Consider the following 24,245-nt stretch of genomic DNA (forward strand, 5'->3'; position numbering starts at 1 on the left):
TGTAGATTCATATTTTTGCGAATGATCTTAGCACCCATTCCCCACAACTGGAAATTTAAAGCGCAGCAGCTGATCCTTCTTCCGCAGAAGGCGATGTATTGGAAAGAGCAGGAAATGCTGATCGTGGCCGACGTTCACCTGGGAAAAGTTGGACATTTCCGCAAAGCGGGAATCGCGATACCCAGGCTGATGGAACAGGAAGACCTGGCGGTTTTATCAGATCTCGTGCGGGAATACCACCCAAAAACGGTACTCTTTCTAGGCGACCTGTTCCATAGCGACATGAACAACGACTGGGAGTGGCTCATCCTCTGGCGCGACCTGTTCCCCGGAGTACGCATGATCCTGGTAAGAGGCAATCACGATATCCTGCACGACCGTTATTACCATGCCGCACAATTCGAAGTGGTGGAAGATTATGTATCAGGCCCTTTCCTGTTCAGTCATGAACCGGTGGAGGACCCTGGAGACCTGTACGCCATCAGCGGGCATATTCACTCGGGGATCAGGTTATATGGCAAAGGCCGGCAGTCTGTGGTATTACCTTGCTTCTTCTTCGGGTTAACACAAGCCATCCTGCCAGCGTTCGGCAGGTTTACGGGCCACGTGGCGCTAAAACATACGGAGACCGACCACGTATTCGGTTTGCTTAAGCACAAAGTGATCCCCCTGTCTCTATAAGGTATTCAATTGGCGCAGGTACATGGGGATGGCGTTCCCGAGCCCGTAAACCAGCGCATCGCATACCAGGGCATGGCCGATGCTCACCTCGAGCAGTCCCGGAACACGGGAAGCAAAAAAATGCAGGTTATGCAGGTCGAGGTCGTGACCGGCATTAATACCCAGGTTAAGCTCCAGGGCTGTTTCTGCGGCGGCAATATAAGGAGCCACAGCATTTTCCTTACCTGCATGATACGCGGAAGCATATGCCTCGGTGTACAGCTCGATGCGGTTAGTACCGGTGGTGGCCGCGGCTTCCACCATTTCTTTCACCGGGTCCACGAAGATGGAAACACGGATTCCGGCCAGCTGGAACTCAGAAATGATCTCCTTTAAGTAGTCCTGGTGCTTGATCGTATCCCAGCCATGGTTTGAGGTGATCTGTCCCTCCGCATCGGGCACCAGCGTAACCTGCGCTGGCCGCGTCGATAACACAAGGTCGACGAAACGCGGTTCCGTAGGGTTGCCTTCGATGTTAAACTCGGTAGTGAGGACCTTTTTAAGGTCGTAAACATCCTGGTAACGGATATGCCGCTCATCAGGACGCGGGTGTACGGTGATGCCCTGTGCACCGTAGCGCTCCGCATCAAGCGCCACTTTTAACAGGTCGGGGTTATTGCCGCCCCTCGAGTTGCGCAGGGTAGCGATCTTATTGATATTGACGGATAATTTTGTACTCATCTTTTTTGCTATTGGCTAACGGCTGGTAGCAGCTATCCTCTCAGCCTGTCGGCGGAACGGACCAATTTCTGGTCGTTACGGATCCCTTTTGCCGCCAGTATCATAAAAATGACGGCTAAAGAGGGAAGTACCGCGCCGATCCCAAAGTTCTGGATCCCCGGCTCTACATTTCCGGCGACATTTTTCGCGGTTTGCGCCAGCCAGAAACTAAAAGCCAGGATCGCCACTATAGTTAAATAGCAAAATGCCATTTGCTGTTTCCGGTTCTTATAAAAAAAGATGAGCACCAGGGGGATCAGCGCAACAATTACCCCCACAACGGTAAGCAGGATAAAGCTCTGCGCCTGCACGACCTGTGCACCTGCGGTATCATATGCGCCGGTAAGCCTGATCGACCTCGCTACGCCATCGGTATTGGACAGTTGCAGCGTGGGCAGGAAAAACAGTCCGAATAATGCCACGGAAGCCAGGAACAACCAGATAGTTTGTATTCTTTGAATCATAAAAATCGATTTTGGACAAATATAACGCCCCTGTTAAAAGTTAGGTGATATTTTACAAATTCTGTACTTTCTTCCAGGCATCCTCGTTCACCGGGATACCTTCCGCCATGTTTTGTTCCCGTGTTTTCAGCATGTTCTCTCCGGGGTAAGTGATTGGTTTTCCTGTTCCGCCGGCGCCGGTTTGCGTATACCCGATAATACTGTTCATTAATGACAACCGTTCTGTCTCCTCCTCGCGGTAGATACAGATAAACACCTGTGAACAGCCTGTTTCATACTTTGCTTCGGTGATCTGCCCGGTAGATTGCCCTTTGCTCAGTATGCTTGCCAGCAAATCGAGCACCAGGGCAAGACCGGCGCCTTTCCACAACCCGATGGGAAGCGGGCGCCAGCTCTCCAGGATGGCCGCAGGATCTTTGGTGAGGTTACCCGCCGTATCGAACCCGCCATCGTACGGCAGCATCTCACCGGCTGCTTTATACATACCCATTTTCCCGTAGGAATATTGCGACATCGCCATATCCAGCAGTACATGCCCGTTGGGATAAGGCGCCGAAATAACCATCGGGTTATTTCCAAGGCGGGGAAGCGTACCTCCCCAGGGAGGCATGTTCGCCATGGTATTGGTAAAACAGATCGAGATACAACCGGCGTCGGCCGCCTGCAAGCCATACGTTCCGCCGCGCATCCAGTGGTTGGTATTGCGCAGGGCGACGCAACTGATGCCATGTATTTTGGCAAGTTCGATGGCACGGTTCATGCATGTTTCGGCATTCAAAACACCGGGGCCGGATCGGCCATCCCAGCATTCGATGGCGCCGTGGGCCTCAAAACAAAAGGGATCGGCGTGTATGTCCACCAATCCCTTTTCAATATAGTCTATAAAACCAGGGAACCTGTTGAGCCCGTGCGAGTAGATGCCATCCCGGCTGTTTCCTGCAAAGATGCGGGCGCAGCGTTCGGCCTTCTCAGCGGTAAATCCCACCTTGGTTAGTACTCTCAGAAACCCGGCCCTTAATTCCTCAAAAGCGATGCGCATCGGCAGTTATTTCCTGCTAAAGTACGGTTCCTACTTTAATTCGAAAACCGCACGTACCTGGTAGTTCAGTTTGATCTTTTGAAAATCGATCTCGGGCGAAGCCGCATCCGCAGCCATCATCTCGGTTTTCATCATCACGTTGGACTGGCGGTACACCGGCTGAGGATAATATTCGTTGTTTATTTCCTGCAGTTCCAGCGCGCTACCTACCTTTTCGCCTATGGCTTCGGCCATGTAAGCAGCTTTTTCTTTTGCTGCCTGTACCGCTTTTACCTTAAGTTCACGCTTGAGCGTCTGGATCTTCGAATAATCAAATTTCTCGATATTGGTTGACTCGATGCCTCTAGGATCCACTGCGCTAACAAGATCGTTAAACCTGGAAAGATCGGTTACCTTAATGGTATACTGCTTCCTTGCCAGGAAACCGGGATCTTTCTTCTTTACCTGGTAGCTGTAGCTGGAAACGTTGTTGATCATAAAATTCTCTTTCGGGATCCCCGCAGCGATCACTGCCGCCTGGAGCTGTTTCTCCAGTTCTTCGATCTCTACCTTCTTTTTGTTGCTGCTGTCTTTAAAATACTCTTTCAGCGAAATGCCGAAGTAAATGATGTCCGGTGTTACTTCCGCCTCCGCGTTGCCGTTCACTTCAATTTTACGGCGCAGGTCTGCGTTCTGCGAAAACGCCGTAAATGAGATAATGCTTAAACAAATTATTGCTGCTAATCTTTTCATGTTCTTTTTTGTTTAGTCCCGTTTCCCGGGCACGTGTTCGTATTAACTTTTTAATTAAGATGAATGTTTTTACCGCTTTCCATAACGGATATTAGTTATCCGTGACCAGTTGTCGGTTCTATAGCGGCCATGCCTGTAAATGATAGACGATCAAAACGACCGGATCGTAACTACCCTCCCGATTAATTCCGCTCATTAGCTATCACAACCAATAACTGACGACTGATCATTGACAACTAAAAATATTTCTTGCGAAACTCAATTATATCTCCTTTCTTTACGGCCACAAAAGAAACATGCATTTAAACCAGTCGATTATTACAACCATTATTACCACCATCGGGAAGAGCCCGGAGGAAGGATAGATCATGGTTAAATAAAGCATATAAAACCAGAAAAAGCCTTCCTCCGAAATGAGGAAGGCTTTTTTGTTAATCACTCACAGCTCAATGAAAGTTTTAAAATTTGGAGGCACTTCCGTCGGATCGGTTCAAAGCATACTCACCCTGGTCGACATCCTGAAAAAAGAATCCGCCAACGCCGAACCGCCGGTAGTCGTTTTATCGGCCATGAGCGGGGTTACCAACCTGCTGCTCGACATGGCCGAACGTGCCAGCCGCGGCGATGGTTTTAATGAACAACTGAAAGAGCTGGAGGAGCGCCATTTCGCTACCGTGAAGTCGTTACTCGATGTACAGCGTCAGAACCCCGTATTCACGAAATTAAAACTGTTTTTTAACGAGCTGGAGGACTTGCTGCAGGGAGTGTACAGCCTCCGCGAGCTCACCCTGCAAACCAAAGACCTGATCCTGAGCTTTGGCGAACGATGCTCCACATTCATGATCAGCAAAGTAGCCGAGCAGCGGTTGGGCGCAACGATATTTCTCGACGCTTCGGAAGTGATCAAAACCGACAGTTCTTTCGGCAATGCCCGTGTATTAACAGAAGAGACCGAGTTACTGATCCGGAACTTCTACCGCGAAAACCCCGGTAAGCTGATCTTCGTAACCGGCTTTATCGCCAGTAACCATGCCGGGCGTATAACTACGCTGGGTCGCGGCGGAAGTGATTATACGGCCGCCATCTTCGGCTCGGCGCTCAACAGCCGGGAGATCCAGATCTGGACCGATGTGAACGGTATGATGACCGCAGACCCGCGCCTGGTTAAAAAGGCATTTCCGCTGGAGGAGCTTTCGTATACCGAGGCCATGGAGCTTTCGTTCTTCGGTGCAAAAGTGATCTACCCTCCTACCATGATCCCGGCGTTCCTGAAAAAGATCCCGATCGTGATTAAAAACACCTTCCAGCCGGATTTCCCCGGGACGGTGATCCGCCATGATTGTCATTCATCGCACCTGCCCATCAAGGGGATTTCTTCGATCAACCAGATCAGCATCATCAATGTGCAAGGCAGCGGCATGGTGGGCAAATCGGGCTTCAGCGGCCGGTTGTTCTCTTTACTTGCCCGCGAGCAGATCAATGTGGTGCTCATCACGCAGTCGTCGTCAGAGCACAGCATCACGTTCGCCGTGCATCCCGCGGAAGCGGTAAAAGCACAAAAGATGATCGAAGCAGAATTTGAACTGGAACTCGAAGCCAGGAAGATCGACAGGCCGCAGATAGAAGAAGGTCTTTCAGTACTCGCCATCGTCGGCGAAAACATGAAACAAACGCCGGGGATATCCGGCAAGCTGTTCCACGCGCTGGGGCGTAACGGCATTAACGTGCGCGCCATCGCACAGGGCTCATCCGAGTATAATATCTCGGTGATCATCTCTACCGTCGATATGGCAAAAGCACTCAACGCGGTTCATGATGCGTTCTTTACGGAGCTCAAGAAAACCCTCAACGTGTTTTGCCTTGGCACGGGAAATATAGGGAGCACCCTTTTCCGGCAGCTTTCGGAACACAGCGAGTTCCTGAAGCAAAATAACGGCATCCTGGTGAAGATCGCAGGGATCAGCAACACCCGCAAGATGGTGTTCGACGAGAACGGGCTCTCCACCGAAAACTGGCGGGCGGCGCTCGAAGGCTCGGAACATACCGCCGACCTGGCTGGTTTTATTGCCAGGATCAAGGCCATGAACCTGCCCAACTGTGTGTTTGTAGACAATACCGCGAGCCCGAAACCGATCGATTTCTACGAAGAGCTGTTCCGTTCCAGCATTTCAGTGGTCACCTGTAACAAGATTGGCAACTCGGGCACCTACGAACAATATAAACGCTTTAAAGACACCGCCCACAGCCATGGCGCCGATTTCTTTTATGAGACCAACGTGGGGGCAGGCCTCCCGATCGTACGTACGCTGAAAGACCTGATGGTGAGCGGCGACCGGATCGTGCGCATCGAAGCGATCCTCTCGGGGACGATCTCCTTCATCTTTAACAACTTTAACGGCGACGCTTCCTTTTACGATGTGGTTAAGCTTGCCCAGGAAAAAGGGTACACAGAACCCGATCCGCGCGACGACCTGCGGGGAACTGACTTTATGCGCAAAATGCTGATCCTTGCACGTGATGCAGGACATGTGATCGAACCGGCGGATATCTCGATAGGCGCGATTTTGCCGCAGTCGTGCATCGATGCAAATACCGTCGACGATTTTTACGGGGAGCTTAAAAAAGCCGGGGAGTATTTCAATAACCTGAAAAAGGAGGCCGCCCGTTCCGGAAAAGTGCTCCGTTATATCGGGAAACTCGAAGACGGCAGGGTGGCGACCACGCTGCAGATGGTGGATGAAAACCACCCGTTTTACATGCTATCTGGCAGTGATAACATCATCTCCTTCACCACGGACAGGTATAAAGAACGGCCAATGGTGGTCAAAGGACCCGGGGCAGGCGCCGAAGTTACCGCTGCAGGCGTATTTGCGGATATTATTAATGTGGGGGCGCAGTAGAGGGGATGGGGAGAATAGAGAACAGAAAATAGAGAATAGAAAATAGATAGAGAGGAGCTGATGGCTGACAGCTGATAGCTAAACAAAATGAAAGATTCCATAAACGTTTTTGCCCCTGCCACGGTAGCCAATGTGGTATGCGGTTTTGATATACTCGGCTTCGCGGTGAACCAGCCGGGCGACGAAGTAGTGATGCGCAGGACGGAGAAACCCGGCATCACGATCAGTAAGATCACGGGCGACGACGGTCGTTTACCGCTCGATCCTGCACGGAACACGGTAAGCGCGAGCGTAAAGCATTTCCTCGATCACATCAACCGGCCTGATATCGGCGTCGACATCGAGCTTCATAAAAAAATGCCCATCGGCAGCGGGCTGGGATCCAGCTCTGCCAGCACGGTAGCAGGACTGTTCGCCATCAATTCGCTATTAGGCAATTTATTAACCCTTGAGCAGCTACTCCCTTTTGCTATGAAAGGCGAAGAACTTGCCTGCGGTTACGGGCATGCAGACAATGTGGCTCCTGCCCTATTCGGTGGTTTTGTGCTGGTGCGGAGCTACGAACCGCTCGACGTGATCAGGCTTCCTTTCCCTGAGTCGCTGTATTGCGCCATCGTATTCCCGGAGGTGGATGTACCCACCCGTGATGCGCGGCAGATGATCCGCAGCAAGGTGTTGCTAAAAGATGCCGTTATCCAATGGGGTAATATTGCCGGCCTGGTAAGCGGGCTGTTTATGCAGGATCCCGACCTGATCGGCCGCAGCATGAAAGATGTGCTGGTAGAGCCTGTGCGTTCCATCCTTATTCCTGATTTTTATAAGCTCCGCGAAATAGCGCTCGAAAACGGCGGAATCAGCTTCGGCATCTCCGGATCGGGGCCATCTGTGTTTTCCTTTACGAAAGACCGGGAGTCGGCAGGCAGGGTAACTCAAAAAGTTGCAGCGCACCTTGCCTCGCTGAATATCGGGAGCAAGACCTTCGTGTCGGCAATTAACAAAAACGGCCCGATCGTACTGGGATAATCCACCCGTTTTTTAGCAAGGAATGTTTTTATAACTTATAACAAGCTATCAGCCAACAGCTATTAGCCATTAGCCAAAACACAGTGAAATTATACAGCACCAACAACCCCATTCTTGAAGTCGACTTTAAAGAGGCCGTTTTTAACAGCTTACCCCAGGATAAAGGGCTTTATATGCCGCACGCGATCCCGAGGCTCGACGATGTGTTTATCAGCAATATCGGGCAGTACACGCTTCCTGAAATCGCCTTCATGGTGGCACGCAACGTGCTGCAGGGCGCTATTCCTGATTTCGACCTGCACACCATTATCAACGATGCCATTAATTTCCCGGCACCGGTGGTTGCGCTGGAGGACGGATCTTATGTACTGGAGCTCTTTCACGGCCCTTCACTGGCTTTTAAAGATTTCGGTGCACGGTTTATGAGCCGGGTAATGAGCTACTTCCTGGAGGAGGGCGAGAAAGAGCTGCATGTGCTGGTGGCCACTTCCGGTGATACCGGCGGTGCTGTAGCCCTTGGATTTCTCGGCGTTGCAGGCACCAAAGTAACCATCTTGTATCCCAAAGGGAAAGTGAGTCCCGTCCAGGAGCTGCAATTAACTACCAATGGACATAATATACATGCCATTGAAGTCGATGGCACGTTCGACGATTGCCAGGCATTGGTTAAACAGGCTTTCACCGATGCAACGCTGAACGAAAAGTTCCGGCTTACCTCGGCAAACTCCATTAACATTTCGCGCCTCATCCCGCAAACCTTTTACTATTTCAACGCCTGGTCGCAGTTGCGGAGGCTTGGCAAAACGGAAGTGATCTTTTCGGTACCGAGCGGAAATTTCGGCAATATCGGCGCAGGCTTGCTGGCATGGAAAATGGGCTTGCCGGTTAAGCAGTTCATCGCCGCCACCAATGCCAATGACACCGTCCCGGTATTCCTGGAAAGTGGGGTGTACCAGGCAAAACCCTCTGTACAGACCTGGTCGAACGCCATGGATGTCGGCAATCCAAGCAACTGGGTACGGATCATGAACCTGTTTAACAATGACAGGGATGCGTTAAAGGACCTCGTTACCGGGTATAAATTTGGGGACGATGAGACCGTTTCCGCTATTGAACAGATCTTTGCGGCGAACAATTATGTAGCCTGTCCGCATACTGCCATTGCGTGGCTTGGCGTACAAAGATGGAAAGAGACGTATGCAGGGGAGAATGCCGCCATGGTATTTCTTTCTACCGCGCATCCTTGTAAATTCCCGGACGTGTTTAAGGGCGAAATCGCATCCGCCGTCGAGATCCCCGAACAGGTTAAAGAACTGGAAGGCAAACCCAAACAAGCCATATCGCTACCGGCGGATTTTGAGGCCTTTAAACGGTACCTGCTGGAGAATTAGTCGGGCAGCCACCAGTTCCCCGATGCCACGATCATACACAAAAGTGTGATCGAGTCGCCGAAATAACTGCTGTGCCTGGCTACCCCGTTATCCCATAACTTGTTAAGCCATTCCTGGTTTCTTTTATCGGCCATGGCGCTCACCATAAATGACGACTGAAAGGTAAGGTCCTGGTAGTTTCTCCCGGGAAGAACGGAGCCGTCAAGCTTATACCCCGAGTATATTTTTGACGGGTTATCGTCTGCCGCCTTCCGGATCCAGCTGTTTAATACGGCAAGTTGACCATAAGCGCGTTTATCGCCATGCGTTACATAATCCGTTGCCAGGCGCCATGGGAAACGTGCGGAATTATACGAATAAGACCCATCTGCGGGAGCTTCCAGCAACTGACCGATAGCGGGGATAAAGTTACCGTCCTTCCGCTCTGCGAAATCGGGCATCAACCCCGTTGAAGCGCTGTAGTTCTTAAAAATATGGCCGATCACGCGGTAGGTGCTATCGGTTACTGTTTGCCAGGCAGCGTTCCCTGTTGCTTTTTGAAACGACCGGAGATGCTGCAGCATATAGTCCGAAGGCCTTGTGCCGTCATTTACGCGTGATCCTTCATGATTTGCCCAATCGCCCATTTTCAGGGTTTTGTACTTTGTGTGCACTACAGATTGCATCAGCGCGTCGATTACCAGCAGGGCCTCGGCTTTGTAATTGATCTCCCCATTACTCCCCCAGATCTTGTCTGCCAACAGGAAAGCGTAGGCGATATCCATGTCGCCATCCGTAGCTGCACTTCCTCCTACCGAAACGACTTTCCCATCGCGGATACCTTGCTGCCAGCACATCAAGTACTTATTGCTATTGCTGGGATGTGCTTTAAAAAAGCGCACCATGCCGTCGAAATACCGTTTCGCATCCTTGTCATACCACGACATATAAGCCAGCGAGACCATCCCATAGCCATGTGCTTCTGAAACTGTTACAGGTCCGTTATTTTGGTATCTGATGTAGTACCGGCCTTTAACACCAATATCTTCCATAAGGTAATTGGCTTTCCAGCGATCGTAAACGGCGCCTATTTCCGTATTGATCTGCTGCTGCGTTTTATGATTGGGCATAATCACGCCAGCTGCATATTTTGCTTTTACCGGTGCAGGCGACTGCCCGGCGCAGGTAACTGAATACAGGAAAGCGACCAGGGCAACCAGGAATTGTTTCGGCATAATCAAGGAATTTGATCCGTTGGCAAAGAGAATCAATTGCCGCCAACGGATCAAATAGCATGAGGGGAAGAGAGGAATTGTAGGGGTGAACCATCAATACCCCAGGTTTGGCGCCAGCCATCTTTCCACTTCCTCCAGTGGCATGTTTTTGCGTTGTGCATAGTCCGTCACCTGGTCCCGGTCTATTTTGCCAAGTCCAAAGTAACGGGATTGCGGATGTGCGAAGTAGAACCCGCTTACCGCAGCTGCGGGATACATGGCGAAGTTTTCGGTAAGGTGCAGGCCGGTATTCCTTTCCGCGTCGAGGAGGTCGAATAATGTACGTTTCTCTGTATGGTCCGGGCAGGCAGGGTAACCGGGCGCGGGACGGATACCCTCGTATTTCTCGCGGATCAGCTCTTCGCCGGTAAGATCTTCACCGGAGGCGTATCCCCAGAAATCTTTACGCACCATTTCGTGGAGCTTCTCGGCGAAGGCTTCCGCGAGGCGGTCGGCAATGGCTTTGGCCATGATACTGTTATAGTCGTCGTGATTACGCTCAAACCCGGCCACCAGTTCGTCGCAGCCCAATCCTGTCGTTACGGCAAAACCGCCCCAATAATCGGCTATACCGGTCTCTTTCTGTGCCACGAAATCCGCCAATGCGTAATAAGGCTCGTCTTTTGCTTTTTCTGCCTGCTGGCGAAGCGTGTGAATGGTGGTAAGTACGGTAGTGCGTGATTCGTCGGTATACAGCTCGATGTCATCGCCCACCGCGTTTGCCGGCCAGAAGCCGATCACGCCGTTGGCCGTCAGCAGTTTTTCGCTTACTACCCTATTTAACAGTTCCTGGGCGTCATCGAACAGTTTCTTTGCTTCAATGCCGACAAATTTATCGTCGAATATCTTCGGATAACTTCCCCGCAGTTCCCAGGTATGGAAAAACGGCGTCCAGTCGATGTACGGCACCAGCTCTTCCAGGGGGAAGCCGGTGATCACTTTCGTACCGGTAAACTTCGGCGCCGGCGGAACGGTACCGTCCAGGTTAATTTTAAACTTGTCCTGCCGGGCTGCCGCAATGGGTTTAAAGTGCTTGTCGACACGTTTATTCAGGTGTGCCTCGCGTGCCTTATCATATTCCTGGCGAATGTTCTGCTTAAACGCGTCTTTATTTTCGGCATTCAGCAGGTTGGTACAAACGCCTACGCTGCGGGAGGCGTCGAGCACGTGTACGGTAGCTCCCGAGTAGTTGGGGGATATCTTTACCGCGGCATGGATCCTCGAGGTGGTAGCCCCCCCGATAAGCAAAGGGATATCCAGCCCCTCGCGTTCCATTTCTTTGGCAAAATGCACCATTTCGTCAAGCGAAGGTGTGATCAGCCCGCTAAGGCCGATAATATCTACGTTATGTTTCTTTGCTTCCTCCAGGATCTTTTGTGCGGGTACCATCACCCCAAGATCTATCACCTCGAAGTTATTACAGGCCAGTACCACGCCGACGATGTTTTTACCAATGTCGTGCACATCCCCCTTTACCGTGGCCATCAGGATCTTCCCGGCGTTTTTCCGGCCATCGCCAGGGCCTTCGCCGGCGGCAACCACCCGTAATTTTTCCTCTTCAATGAACGGAAGCAGGTAAGCCACCGCCTTTTTCATTACCCGGGCAGATTTTACCACCTGCGGCAGGAACATCTTGCCGGCGCCAAAGAGGTCGCCCACAATGTTCATCCCATCCATAAGCGGACCTTCGATCACTTCCAGCGGCTTTGCATACATCTGCCGGGCCTCCTCCACGTCATCATCAAGGTATTCGATGATCCCCTTTACCAGGGCGTGCGACAACCGGTCCTGTACCGGGCCTTTGCGCCACTCCTCGTCGCGCACTATTTCCTTACCCTTGGCTTTTACGGTTTCGGCAAACTCTACCAACCTTTCGGTGGCGTCATCCCGCCGGTTCAGCAATACATCTTCCACCTTTTCGAGCAGTTCCTTCGGGATCTGTTCGTAAACTTCGAGCATTCCTGCGTTTACGATCCCCATGTCGAGCCCCGCCTGGATGGCGTGGTATAGGAAGGCCGAATGCATGGCTTCGCGTACCGTATTATTTCCGCGGAATGAAAAAGAGATGTTACTCACCCCGCCGCTTACTTTGGCCAGGGGCAGGTTCTCTTTGATCCAGCGGGTGGCGTTGATAAAATCGACGGCGTAATTATTATGCTCCTCGAGGCCGGTGGCCACGGTGAGGATGTTCGGATCGAAAATAATGTCCTGTGCGGGGAAACCCACCTCGTTCACCAGGATATCGTATGAGCGCTTGCAGATCTCGATGCGGCGTTCGTACGAGTCTGCCTGCCCGGTTTCATCAAACGCCATTACCACTACCGCTGCGCCGTACTGCCTGATCTTATTTGCCGATTCGCGGAACTTCTCCTCCCCTTCCTTCAGCGAGATCGAGTTTACGATACCTTTTCCCTGCAGGCACTTCAATCCCGTTTCGATCACGCTCCACTTGGAGGAGTCGACCATGATGGGCAGTTTGGCGATATCCGGTTCGGAGGCGATCAGGTTAAGGAAACGGGTCATGGCAGCTTCCGAATCGAGCATGCCTTCGTCCATGTTCACGTCTATCACCTGTGCGCCGCCTTCCACCTGCTGACGGGCAACGGTAAGTGCTTCTTCAAAGTTGCCGTTCAGGATCAGCTTAGAGAATTTCGGCGAGCCCGTAACGTTGGTACGCTCGCCAATATTCACGAAAAAGCTCTCCGGGGTAATGGTTACCGGCTCCAACCCGCTTAAACGCAGGTAGGGTTCCGGTTCGGGCACTTGCCTCGGGTTGTTTTTTGCCGCTTTTTCCGCGATACAGCGGATATGATCAGGCGTGGTACCGCAGCATCCGCCTACGATGTTTACGAAACCATGTTCCATAAAGTCCTCTACAAGGTGGGCGGTTTCGTGCGGCACCTCATCATAGGCACCAAATTCATTGGGCAGGCCGGCGTTCGGATAGGCGGAAATAAAACAGCCCGCTCTTTGGGAGAGCTCTTCGATATGCGGCCGCATTTCCTTCGCGCCCAATGCGCAATTTAGACCGATGCTGAGCAGGTTGGCATGGCTCATGGAGTTGAGGAACGCTTCCACGGTTTGCCCAGAAAGTGTTCGTCCGCTGGCATCCGTAATGGTGCCTGAGATCATGATCTCCAGTCTCCGGCCGATTTCGTTCCCGTATTTCTTGATGGCGAAGATCGCCGCCTTCGCGTTAAGCGTATCGAAAATAGTTTCTACCAGCAATACATCGGCGCCACCGTCTACGAGGCCGCGCACCTGCTCGTAATAAGCTTCTACCAGGTCGTCGAACGTAACGGCCCGGTAGCCGGGATCATTCACATCCGGCGACATGGAGGCCGTGCGGTTAGTGGGACCAACCGCGCCTGCCACAAAACGCGGTTTGGAGGGTTCCTGCCGTGTAAACTCCGTGGCTGCCTCTTTCGCAATGCGTGCTCCTTCGTAGCTAAGCTCGTAGGAAAGATCTTCCATCTGGTAGTCGGCCATGGAAATACGCTGTGTACTAAACGTATTTGTTTCAATGATATCGGCTCCGGCCCTGAGGTATTCCGCGTGAATGGCTTTGATCACATCCGGGCGGGTGATATTAAGCAGGTCGTTATTTCCTTTAACATCACATGGATGATCTTTAAAGCGTGCTCCCCGGAAATCGTCCTCAGTGAGCTCATACCGCTGGATCATGGTACCCATAGCGCCATCGATCACCAATATCCTTTTCTTTAATTCTTCTCTGATGTTCATCTGCATTACATAAAGACTTGTACAGGCATGCTATCCGCTTTATGCGATTCCATTTACCTTAATAAAGCCTATTAGAAAGTGGGAGACAGAACTGTCTTTTACTTATCTGTTCCCGGCCGCCCGGGATAGAATTTAGCACCTTGTAAGTACAGGTTGCTAAGACTTCGCAGGGTCTAATCCCTCCGTCTTTCTTAATAAGCGGGGCAAAGATCGGGAATTTGAATGAGAAACGCAAATGGGGGTGATCAGTAGTCAGTGGTCAGTGGTCAGTTTTTATGGCGCCTGAAGGAGCTGGTCACTGACAACTGAAACTCCCTACTTCCTGCTTCCGAACAACCTCAGCAGGTTTAGGAAGATATTGATAAAGTCGAGGTAAAGCGTGAGGGCGCCCATGATGACAAGCCTTTTAACCGACGCATCGTACCTGTTAACGCTGGCGCCTATTTGTTTTAGCTTCTGCATGTCATAGGCGGTTAAGCCGACGAATATAGCCACGCCTATAAAACTCAGGATATAGCTGAATTGCGGGCTCTGCAGAAAGAAGTTGACCACACCGGCAATAATAAGGCCGATAAGCGCCATCATAAGCAATGAGCCGAACTTAGTAAGGTCCTGGCTGGTGGTATACCCGGCGATCGCCATAACGCCGAATAGCAGCGAAGCGGTAATGAACACGCTCATGATCGACGAGGAGGTGTAAACGAGGAAAATAAAGCTCATGCTCATGCCAAATGCAGTGGCGAAAAGCACAAATAAAGTGGCAAGTACGGCAAATGAAAGCCTATGAAGGCCGAATGACATCACCAATACGAAAACCAGCGGAATGAACGTAACGATAGTACCCAGGCCGGTCCGGCGACCGGTAACGGGATTGATGAGATATGAAAGCAGCTGTGTATTGGCCGCAAAATACAAAGAAACCGCGGCAGAGATGGCCAGCCCGATGAACATCCATAGAAAAACATCAGCAATGAATCTCTTAGAAATGTCTATCGATTTGTCCTGGAACACGCTTTCGTACGTGTAGTTAGATCTTGAATTTTCCATGTTTGGTGATAAATAAGTTGAGATAAAGTTAACCTTAATTGAGCCTTTTTACGAGTTGCTCTTCTACTTTTTTAAATACCTGGACCGGTTTCAGGTTCCTCCAGCTGAGATCGTCGAGCTGTCCGCCGAAGTTAATGTAATAATCGATGTTACTATTTTTAAACTCGCTGATCACGTGCTCACGGAAGTTAACGCCTGCGATCCAGCCGTCTTCCACGTCCTGGAACCATTCTTCGTAGTAGCAATCGTCGGAAGCATGGAAGTTAAGCACATTTTCGCCGATGAGGATGAACTTTGTAATGCCATAATCGATCATCAGTTCGATGATCTCGCGTTTCAGCAGCATCACATCGTTATAAATGGCATCGTTCCACTCGCCGATGAGCTCGATAATGACATACCCCCGCTCGTAATCGGCGAAAAGCACCTTCAGGTACAGGGTGAGCGAGCCGAAAGAATCCCACTGAGGGTGAATGTAGTAATTATAGATCTTTTTATCGAATTCAAACTCGCTGTATTCTGTGGCGTAGAAAGGCGATTGCGGATCCTCCGCAGCTATATAATCATCGCGCCAGCGGTAATATGGCTCTATTTCGTGCATTAAACCTTCTTTGTATACTCCTCTACCGCCTTCCGCACGCTGCCGAACTCGTCGAGCAGGCGCTGGGCGGTATGCTCATCGAGCCCCGTTTCTTTTATTACCATATCAACGGCGCGGTTCACCAGTTTATGATTGGTGAGCTGCATATCGAACATTTTATTTCCTTTTACACGACCCAGCTGGATCATCACGCTGGTAGTGATCATGTTGAGCACCATCTTTTGGGCGGTTCCCGACTTCATTCTCGTAGAACCTGTCACAAACTCCGGGCCTACCACTACCTCTATCGGGTAACGCGCCTCGGCGGCCACGGGGCTGCCTTCATTACATACGATACAGCCGGTAACCACGCCTTCCTCGTTGGCCCGCCTAAGTCCGCCGATCACATAAGGGGTGGTGCCTGAAGCGGCAATGCCGACGAGTACGTCACGGTTGGTGATATCATATTCCTGCAGGTCCAGCCAGGCTTGCCCGCTATCATCTTCGGCAAATTCCACCGCACGGCGGATGGCGCCATCGCCACCGGCAATGATCCCGATCACCATATCGAATGGGACACCATAAGTTGGGGGACATTCGGAAGCGTCGAGAATACCCAAGCGACCGCTGGTACCGGCGCCGATGTAAAAGAGCCGGCCACCGTCCCGCATTTTCAGGACTATCTGCGTTACCAGCCGTTCGATGGCGGGAATGGCTTGCTCAACCGCATTGGGGACCGTTTTATCTTCGTGATTAATTCCCCTAAGCAGCTCACCAACCTCCATTTTCTCCAGATCATTATATATTGAATCCTGCTCGGTGGTCCTTTTCATTTGATTTTCTTTAAAACCCGGTGTGCAACGGGAGCAAGTAAAATTCGGAATAATCTTTTAATGGTAAAAATTTAGTGCAAGTAAAAGACAAATTGATGATATATGCGCTAAAAGGCAGAAATAAACGCCGGAAGTTCTTATTTTAGCCTCTTGTTAGATATGGGGCCGGGAACGAAAAAAAATCTTTTAATTGCCGCTTGCTATGCAGCAGTTTTTGCAGCAGGAATGGCCATCGGGCCAAAATTCGCGAAAGAAAATACCAGTACACGTAATGGGTCATTTATGCCGTTCGGTGCTGGCGACCGATCGGGAAAACTTGAGAAGATCCTCGGCATTATCCGCGATAACTACGTGGACCCGGTAAAGCTCGACACGCTGCAGCACCTGGCCATTAAAGATATCCTCAAAAAGCTGGACCCGCATTCCGCTTACCTGCCTCCCGAAGATAAACAGCAGCAGGATGAAGACCTCGACGGGAGTTTTACCGGCATCGGCATAGAATATTACGTATTGCAGGATACCCTGCTGGTTACCTCCGTTACCCCGGGAGGACCTGCCTCCCATTCCGCTTTGCGGCAGGGCGACCGCATTATCGCCATCGACCAGACACCGGTAGCCGGTAATAATATCGCTACGTCAGAAATTTCACGGCTCATTCGCGGGGCAAACGGCTCTACGGTCGATCTCGTCGTTAAAAATGCCCGTTACCCCGACGGGCGAAAAGTGACCATCACCCGCGGCAACATCGACGTAAGCAGCATCGACGTGGCTTATATGCTCGACCGGCAAACCGGTTACGTAAAGATCACCCGCTTTGGCGCACAAACCGACCGGGATTTTACCACCGCCATTAAGAAATTACAAAAGAGCGGCATGAAAAACCTCGTGCTCGACCTTCGCGACAACGGCGGGGGCTACCTGAGCGCCGCTACGGCATTGGCCGACGAGTTTTTAAGCGACAAAAAGCTGATCGTTTACACAGAAGGGGAACACGAGCCCCGCACCGATTACCTCGCTACTTCCGAAGGCAGCTTCGAGGAAGGCGGCCTGGTGGTGCTCATCAATGAAAATTCGGCCTCGGCCAGCGAGATCGTTGCCGGCGCTATCCAGGACCTCGACCGCGGGACCATCATCGGCCGGCGCTCTTTTGGCAAAGGTCTCGTACAGGAACAATTCCCGTTTGGCGACGGCTCAGCACTAAACCTCACCATCGCCAGGTATTATACACCGCTTGGCCGCTCCATCCAGCGCTCTTACAAAAAAGGCAGCGATGCTTATTACGAAGAAGTTGGTAACCGTTTCCGCAACGGCGAAGTAAATTCGGACGGGCACCACTACCAGGACAGCACTTACAGCAAGGAGAAATCCTTTAAAACCGCTTCGGGAAGGATCATGTATGGCGGGGGCGGTATCATGCCCGACATCTACGTGCCGCTCGATACCGCCGGTTACACCGATTTCTACAGCGAAATAGCCATCAAGGGATTTTTAAACGACTTTATCTATCGTAACCTGCTCCGGTCGGCAACTACACCGGTATCGCTCGAAGAGTTTGTTCACAACTACCAGGTGGACGAACGGGATTACCAGCACCTGCTCAGCTATGCCGGCGAAAAGGGCGTCAAAACCACCGAAAACATTTCTAAGGCTTCCAAACCGGTGATCATCAGCGAGATGAAAGCTATCCTCGCCCGTTATTTCTTTGGGGAAGACGGTTATTATCGTGTCATCAACTCCGGCGATAAGGCGCTCGTCCGCTCGCTGGAACTGATGAATAAAGACAAAAAACTCGTTTCTTACCGGGATAAATAGCCGCTATTTCGTGCTGTCTGCGGCCAGCGAGTCTGTTTTGGCAGCGTCGGCCGCGGTACTGTCGGCAGCGACCGCATTCAACAGGGAGTCGGCGGTTTTCGACGCTGCAATAGAATCCTGCTTTTCTTTTTCTTCGGCAGATGGGCCGCCGTTGCAGGCTCCAAGGAAGAAACCGGCGACCGCTAAAAGGGCGAATAACTTTTTCATGGCATTTTACGTTAGCTATTTCTGTCTGAAATAAATCTGGATAGGCACCCCCGCGAAATCAAAATTTTCCCGCAGCTTGTTCTCGATAAACCGTTTGTACGATTCTTTTACGTACTGCGGCAAGTTACAAAAGAAGGCGAACATCGGCGATGCGCCGTTAATCTGCGTGATAAATTTAATCTTTACAAATTTCCCTTTCAAGGATGGCGGCGGATTGTTTTCAATGATCGGCAGCATGATCTCGTTCAATTTCGATGTCGGGATCTTCTTCATCTTGTTGGTATATACGTGTTTTGCTACGTCGAGCGTTTTAAAGATCCGCTGTTTTTCTATCACCGAGGTAAATACCACCGGCACATCTACAAATGGCGCAAGCTTTTCGCGGATCTTTACTTCAAACTCCTTGGTGGTTTTGTGGTCCTTTTCGATCAGGTCCCATTTATTCACCACGATCATCACGCCTTTCTTATTCTTCTCCGCGAGGTGAAAGATGTTGATGTCCTGCGATTCCAGCCCTTCTAAGGCATCGATCATGAGGATGATCACGTCGGCCTCTTCGAGCGCTTTAATGGTGCGCATTACCGAATAGAACTCGATATTCTCCTTTACTTTCGTTTTTTTACGAAGACCCGCAGTATCGATCAGCATAAATTCGTGGCCGAACTGGTTGTAATGAATGTGTATAGAATCCCTGGTAGTACCTGCTACGGGTGTTACGATATTCCGCTCTGAGCCGATCAGCGCATTGATCAGGCTGGATTTGCCTACGTTCGGGCGACCAACGATGGCATATTTAGGCAGCGCATTTTCTTCTTCCGGTATTTCCACGAAATGGGTTACCACCTCATCCAGCAACTCGCCGGTTCCGGACCCCGTCATAGACGAGATCAGGTGCAGCTCACCCAGCCCGAATCCATAAAATACGCTCGCATCGTTGCGCTGGCTGTTATTATCGACTTTATTGGCCACGACGAAAACCGGCTTCCTGCTCCTGCGGAGGATGGCCGCGATAGAATCGTCGAGGTCGGTGATCCCGGTATTCACATCTACCATAAAGAGGATTACGGATGCCTCCTCGATCGCGATAAGCACCTGCTCGTTGATGGCCGACTCGAACACATCGTCCGAATTAGCCACGTAACCGCCCGTGTCCACCACGGTGAAGGGTTTGTTGATCCATTCGGCCATGCCATAGTGGCGATCGCGCGTAACGCCGCTCATGTCGTCCACGATCGCTTTGCGCGATTCCGTTAACCTGTTAAATAATGTTGATTTGCCGACATTGGGGCGGCCTACTATTGCGACGATGTTGCTCATGCTTGTATGATGTAGTGTCAGGCGTTAGTTGTAAGCTATTAGCGGTCAGCTATCAGCCTGAATTTACTTAATTATATAATAATTCATCCTTTAGGATGATATACTCTTGGTTACTCTTTATGAATTACTCTCGATATTGATCCGCTCCAAACTGATTGCTGATGGCTGATCGCTGACTGCTGATCGCTAAACCGCTGATCGCTAATCTTCATACCCGAACCGTTTCAGGTAATTTTTCTTGTTTCTCCAGTCAGGGATCACTTTCACGAACATTTCCAGGAACACTTTCTTCTGAAGGAACTCTTCCATGTCTTTACGGGCGTAGGTTCCTACCTTCTTCAGCATTTCGCCTGCTTTGCCGATGATGATGTTCTTTTGCGAATCGCGTTCCACAATGATCTCCGCGCTGATGCGGTTAATGTTCGGCTCCTCTTTAAACGAAGTGATCACCACCTCGGTGCTATACGGAATTTCCTTGTCATAAAGTTTCAGTATCTTTTCGCGAATGATCTCCGACACAAAGAAGCGTTCCGTTTTATCCGTCAGGGTGTCTTTATCGTAATACGCCGGGTGCTCGGGCAGTTCATCCAGTATAAATTGCATCACCGCTTGCACATTGTGGCCGTGCAGTGCCGAAACAGCGAAGATCGCCTTTGGCTGAAGCAGGTTTTGCCAGTATTCAATTTTGGCTTTTACGTACTCTTCGAGCGATTTATCGATCTTATTAATGATCACTGCTACGGGCGATACGGTACTTTTTAATTTTTCGATCACATCGCTTTCATCGTGTTTTTCGTTGATGTCGGTCACAAAAATAATGATGTCGGCGTCTACCAGCGAGCCGTTTACGAAGCTCATCATTGATTCCTGCATAGCATACACCGGTTTAATGATACCGGGGGTATCTGAGAAAACCACCTGGTAATCAGGTTCGTTCACGATCCCTAAAATCCGGTGGCGCGTAGTTTGCGCCTTTGGCGTGATGATCGACATTTTCTCGCCAACGAGTGCATTCATTAATGTCGATTTCCCGACATTCGGCTTTCCGACCAGGCTCACAAATCCGGCTTTATGCGGCATAAATATTTTTTTAAATTTTATTTGGACTGCAAAGAAACGAAATATATCTTTGCAGTCCAATTCGGGGGATAAGGAAATCAGTTCCTGGCTACTGAAACCCCGATTTGACAGGAGTGCGATACTCATGGCGGGACAAAACCCGGATAAAAAATGTACGAGAGTGCGGGGTGGAGCAGTTGGTAGCTCGTCGGGCTCATAACCCGAAGGTCATCAGTTCGAGTCTGGTCCCCGCTACCTGAGAGTAAGTTGAAAGTTGCAGGTTGGTTACCGCTTCAGGTTTCCAGGTTTAACGATAAGTACTTCGTTAGATATCTTCATAACCGCAACTTCAACCGAAGCTCACTCGGCCCGTTCGTCTAGGGGTTAGGACATCAGATTTTCATTCTGGCAACAGGGGTTCGATTCCCCTACGGGCTACGACAACATTAAAAAAGCCGCTAAGTATTTGATTACTAGCGGCTTTTTTGGTGTTAAAAAAAAATCTTCGGCAGGATAGCTGTCAAATCATGCCTCATTAAATGCTGAAAAAAGACACTTAACCCGTTTCTGCGTATTCAATCCCTATTCCCCTGAAAAAATCGAAAAATTAGCTGTCTGGAGGCTCGGAGGGGGCAATCTCCGGCTTTGGATTTTTGCCTGGTAAAAACGTGTGCTTTTTTCACGTTTTTAAGCTAAATATTTATAAACTGATTCTCAATTCCGTGGCCTTTTATACGTTTAGCAACAAGCTTATGAAGTTCATGGTGAATTGCTTAATCTTCTACCAAGGAGGAGTTTTTGCATTTGTTATGTCTCCAAAAATCTCCAAGAGCATCAGTGTTCTAAAGTTCTGGCAGAAAAAGCCAACTATGTTGAACACCTTTTGAATTAAAGATTACTTTAGTGGAGGTCGCTAAACCTGGATATTTAGGATGTGAATTTAACATCTGCGCTAATCGCCATACTATCTGTTAAGATCAAGCCTCTCTTATAACCTATCTTGCTCTTCTATTTCCTGCATCCGCCCGCGATTAAGCTTACCGCCCACATGCATCGTCAACGTCAGATTGACCCGTCTGCTATCCGGTTTGTTATAGTAACGATTGAGCACCAAACTACGGACCGTCATTGCACTATAATTCATCTGGTGGAAGATATCTGAAAAGGCAACCCGGGCGTCAACCTTCTTTTTCATAAATGATTTCCGGAACCCGGCATCAACCGATCCGTAGGCCCGGTAACGATACATACCATTGAGTGTGGGCGAAGCATAATGGCCGGTAAGCTCCATAGCAATACCTGAAGGAAGATCGATGGAATTATTGACAAGCAGGTCTACGGCAGCCTGTGCAATTCTTCGTGCCCCCGGAACGGGATAACTGGTATGGCTTAGGCCTACTGTAGAATTGACCTTCCAGGAGGATAGTATACGGAATGGCTTCACCAGCAGGAGATCATACCGGTCCTGGTGGGAGAAATTCGCACTGGAAGTAACTAAAACGTCCGGAACAGGACCTACCTGGACCGTCTGTGCGATAAAGTTTCCTGTACGGTTAACCGTTAACGTCACGATTATATCTTTATTGATAGTTCCCGTCAGTGTATAGATCCAGGCCCGTTCGGGCAGCAGATCAGGATTTCCCTGGCTGTACGCAAACTTGTCGGAGAAATACCGCACCGGGTTCAGCTTAAAGTAGGTAGGGCGGTTAATACGCCGGCTCACCGCGAGGTCCAGCCGGAACGATCCGCTTAATTCATGGCCGAGTGACAGGCTCGGAAAGAGATCCGTATAATTCCTCAGCGTCCGTACTGCACCACTGATCGAATTACCGTCCGAATAGGTGCGCTCTATCCGGAGCCCGAGATCAACGTGCGTATTCTTCCAGCGCTTACCGGCCGACAGGTAAGCTGCCGCGATTCGCTCCGTGTACACGAAATGGTCACTCAACGTCGGTGCCGGCACGAAACCGGAAGCCTGTAAGGAATCGTACCGAAAATCATTGTCGATCGTGACCGACGAGTATTTAAGCCCGGCTTTTACTTTTAACTGATGGTACGGCAGCTCCATATCCGTCTTGACCGACCGGATACCGATCAGGCTTGGCTGGTGGAAGTTGAGCTGCTGGTAAGGCAGCATCTCGTAGCCGGCCGCATCGGTCCAGGTATTCCCCAGGTAACCGTCGGAATGATTGCGGTACGAAATATAATCGGCGTTCGCCGTGATAAACCTCCCATTCGTATCAAGTTGCAGCTTGTAATTAAGGTTAAATCCGTCGTTGTAATAAGGTTCCAGCTGCACATAGCGATTCCTGACTTCCGAATTACTGGTACCGGTTACTATCGTAGGCCCGCTGGCATCGCGGCTCCAATCGTCGGTGTAGCCGGTATAAAGAAACCCAACTTCCTGGTTGCCGCCTACGTTAAGCTCTATTCCGCCGCGATAAGTATAATACTTGCTTTTAATCACGTCGTTTAACCGGCGGTTAATTATAGCACCCCCGGGATTTTCCTGTTCGCCCGTCCGCTTCGCTAAAGTATGCCGGTATTCGTAACCCAGGTTACCGAAAACGTTAAAACGATCCGTTCGGATGTTGCCGGCCGTGCTTTCGCGATGCTGAAAATACCGGCCGCTACCCGCACCGCCGGTCAGATCGAGTGCATAGCCTTTGGCCGTATTTTTCTTCAATACGATATTGATGATCCCGGCATTCCCCGCGGCATCGAACTCAGCAGATGGTGTGCTGATCATCTCTATCTTGCTGATCTGCGATGCACCCATCCCCTTTAACCTGTTGGCCAGCTGGGAACCGGAAAGGTAGGTCATCTTTCCATCAACCAGGACAGTTACAGCCGAAGAGCCTTTCAACTGCAGGTTGTCATCCTGGTCGGCAGTAACGCCCGGCGCCCGCAACAAGATGTCGAACGCCGAACTACCGGAAGCCACGGGGCTTTGCTGCACATCGAAAATGAGTTTTCCATCCTGCATTTTTAATGCCGGCGGCTTCCTGCTGATCGCTACCTCCCGGAGCTGCGCGGCTTCCGGGTGCACGATCAACGGCGGCAGCTTCATGGCAGAAACAACGCTGATTTTGGATGTCTGCATTGTTTTAAAACCTATCCCGGCTGCAGTAATGATGTAAGTACCCGCCTGAACTGAATTAAACTGGAAGCTACCGGTCTGTGAAGTTACCGTGCGTTGAATGATGGCGCTGTCTGAACGAAGCGATATGGTGAGGGAGGGAACAGGCCTGCCTGCAGGGTTAACAACCGAACCGTTAAGCGTTACCGTGTTAGTGGTTTGGGCCTGGCTATTAACCGTATTGTGAAGGAAGAAACTGTAAAAGATCAGGAAAAAAACGATGATAGTTCGCACGGTAAATTATTAAAACGTTTTTGTACAAGAG

The 24,245-nt window shown here is 50.5% G+C and carries 18 protein-coding genes, 2 tRNA genes and 1 riboswitch; of the genes, 7 read left to right on the top strand and 13 right to left on the bottom strand.

The genetic code is table 11. From position 1 onward, the window contains the following. Positions 1–21 precede the first annotated feature (21 nt). Entirely contained in the window at positions 22–681 is a 660-nt protein-coding gene (gene pdeM, locus GS398_RS00255) for a ligase-associated DNA damage response endonuclease PdeM (protein ID WP_160904753.1), read from the top strand. Here pdeM and GS398_RS00260 read toward each other — a convergent pair. From GS398_RS00260 to GS398_RS00275, 4 genes are read right to left on the bottom strand one after another with little or no spacing between them, the layout of a single operon-like run. Continuing rightward, a complete protein-coding gene (locus GS398_RS00260; RefSeq protein WP_160904754.1) occupies positions 676–1,401 on the bottom strand; it encodes a pyridoxine 5'-phosphate synthase in 726 nt (241 codons plus the stop codon). The genes pdeM and GS398_RS00260 overlap by 6 nt on opposite strands. A 32-nt stretch (positions 1,402–1,433) precedes the next feature. After that, positions 1,434–1,904 carry a DUF4293 domain-containing protein gene (locus tag GS398_RS00265; RefSeq protein WP_160904755.1) on the bottom strand — a complete coding sequence of 157 codons (471 nt, stop codon included), beginning with the start codon at positions 1,902–1,904 and terminating at the stop codon, positions 1,434–1,436. 52 nt (positions 1,905–1,956) lie between these two features. Next, complete coding sequence (yiaK, locus tag GS398_RS00270) at positions 1,957–2,943, bottom strand: 3-dehydro-L-gulonate 2-dehydrogenase (protein ID WP_160904756.1); 987 nt, start codon at positions 2,941–2,943, stop codon at positions 1,957–1,959. Between the two features lie 30 nt (positions 2,944–2,973). Continuing rightward, positions 2,974–3,675, bottom strand: a complete 702-nt coding sequence (locus tag GS398_RS00275) for an SIMPL domain-containing protein (protein WP_160904757.1) — start codon at positions 3,673–3,675, stop codon at positions 2,974–2,976. 449 nt (positions 3,676–4,124) lie between these two features. Between GS398_RS00275 and thrA the strand changes: the two genes are divergently transcribed. From thrA to thrC, 3 genes are all read left to right on the top strand, one after another. Continuing rightward, positions 4,125–6,575 carry a bifunctional aspartate kinase/homoserine dehydrogenase I gene (gene thrA / locus GS398_RS00280; RefSeq protein WP_160904758.1) on the top strand — a complete coding sequence of 817 codons (2,451 nt, stop codon included), beginning with the start codon at positions 4,125–4,127 and terminating at the stop codon, positions 6,573–6,575. 87 nt (positions 6,576–6,662) lie between these two features. After that, on the top strand, positions 6,663–7,598 hold the full coding sequence (locus GS398_RS00285; protein ID WP_160904759.1) for a homoserine kinase: 936 nt from the start codon (positions 6,663–6,665) through the stop codon (positions 7,596–7,598). A gap of 83 nt (positions 7,599–7,681) precedes the next feature. Further along, positions 7,682–8,989: a threonine synthase gene (gene thrC, locus GS398_RS00290; protein WP_160904760.1), complete on the top strand. Its 1,308-nt coding sequence runs from the start codon at positions 7,682–7,684 to the stop codon at positions 8,987–8,989. Here thrC and GS398_RS00295 read toward each other — a convergent pair. From GS398_RS00295 to murQ, 5 genes are all read right to left on the bottom strand, one after another. Beyond that, positions 8,986–10,203 carry a family 8 glycosyl hydrolase gene (locus GS398_RS00295; protein WP_160904761.1) on the bottom strand — a complete coding sequence of 406 codons (1,218 nt, stop codon included), beginning with the start codon at positions 10,201–10,203 and terminating at the stop codon, positions 8,986–8,988. The two genes, thrC and GS398_RS00295, sit on opposite strands and share 4 nt — an antisense overlap. 93 nt (positions 10,204–10,296) lie before the next feature. Then, positions 10,297–13,986 carry a methionine synthase gene (metH, locus tag GS398_RS00300; protein WP_160904762.1) on the bottom strand — a complete coding sequence of 1,230 codons (3,690 nt, stop codon included), beginning with the start codon at positions 13,984–13,986 and terminating at the stop codon, positions 10,297–10,299. Between the two features lie 99 nt (positions 13,987–14,085). Next, positions 14,086–14,187, bottom strand: a riboswitch (SAM riboswitch). A gap of 114 nt (positions 14,188–14,301) precedes the next feature. Beyond that, positions 14,302–15,033 carry a Bax inhibitor-1/YccA family protein gene (locus GS398_RS00305; protein ID WP_160904763.1) on the bottom strand — a complete coding sequence of 244 codons (732 nt, stop codon included), beginning with the start codon at positions 15,031–15,033 and terminating at the stop codon, positions 14,302–14,304. Positions 15,034–15,067: 34 nt separating this feature from the next. After that, positions 15,068–15,634 (bottom strand): hypothetical protein, encoded by a 567-nt coding sequence (locus tag GS398_RS00310; RefSeq protein WP_160904764.1) that lies wholly within the window; start codon positions 15,632–15,634, stop codon positions 15,068–15,070. Further along, a complete protein-coding gene (gene murQ / locus GS398_RS00315; RefSeq protein WP_160904765.1) occupies positions 15,634–16,446 on the bottom strand; it encodes an N-acetylmuramic acid 6-phosphate etherase in 813 nt (270 codons plus the stop codon). The genes GS398_RS00310 and murQ overlap by 1 nt, the downstream gene beginning before the upstream one ends. Positions 16,447–16,671: 225 nt before the next feature. On the opposite strand from murQ, the gene GS398_RS00320 reads away from it, so the two are divergent. Next, positions 16,672–18,258 (top strand): S41 family peptidase, encoded by a 1,587-nt coding sequence (locus GS398_RS00320; protein ID WP_237488056.1) that lies wholly within the window; start codon positions 16,672–16,674, stop codon positions 18,256–18,258. A gap of 3 nt (positions 18,259–18,261) precedes the next feature. Here the strand turns inward: GS398_RS00320 and GS398_RS00325 are convergent, their stop codons facing one another. From GS398_RS00325 to era, 3 genes are all read right to left on the bottom strand, one after another. Beyond that, positions 18,262–18,465, bottom strand: a complete 204-nt coding sequence (locus GS398_RS00325; RefSeq protein ID WP_160904767.1) for a hypothetical protein — start codon at positions 18,463–18,465, stop codon at positions 18,262–18,264. Positions 18,466–18,480: 15 nt separating this feature from the next. Continuing rightward, positions 18,481–19,782 carry a ribosome biogenesis GTPase Der gene (gene der, locus GS398_RS00330; protein ID WP_160904768.1) on the bottom strand — a complete coding sequence of 434 codons (1,302 nt, stop codon included), beginning with the start codon at positions 19,780–19,782 and terminating at the stop codon, positions 18,481–18,483. Positions 19,783–19,983: 201 nt separating this feature from the next. Then, positions 19,984–20,862, bottom strand: coding sequence for a GTPase Era (gene era, locus GS398_RS00335; protein WP_160904769.1), 879 nt, complete (start codon positions 20,860–20,862; stop codon positions 19,984–19,986). A gap of 161 nt (positions 20,863–21,023) precedes the next feature. Here era and GS398_RS00340 point away from each other — a divergent pair. Beyond that, positions 21,024–21,096 (top strand) — tRNA-Met (locus GS398_RS00340). Between the two features lie 111 nt (positions 21,097–21,207). Beyond that, positions 21,208–21,279, top strand: a tRNA-Glu gene (locus GS398_RS00345). 550 nt (positions 21,280–21,829) lie between these two features. Here GS398_RS00345 and GS398_RS00350 read toward each other — a convergent pair. Beyond that, the gene (locus GS398_RS00350; protein ID WP_160904770.1) at positions 21,830–24,214 is read right to left on the bottom strand and encodes an outer membrane beta-barrel protein; all 2,385 of its coding nucleotides are present in this window, start codon (positions 24,212–24,214) and stop codon (positions 21,830–21,832) included. Positions 24,215–24,245: the final 31 nt, after the last annotated feature.

The sequence above is a fragment of the Hufsiella ginkgonis genome, from assembly GCF_009834915.1.
Lineage (GTDB): Bacteria > Bacteroidota > Bacteroidia > Sphingobacteriales > Sphingobacteriaceae > Hufsiella > Hufsiella ginkgonis.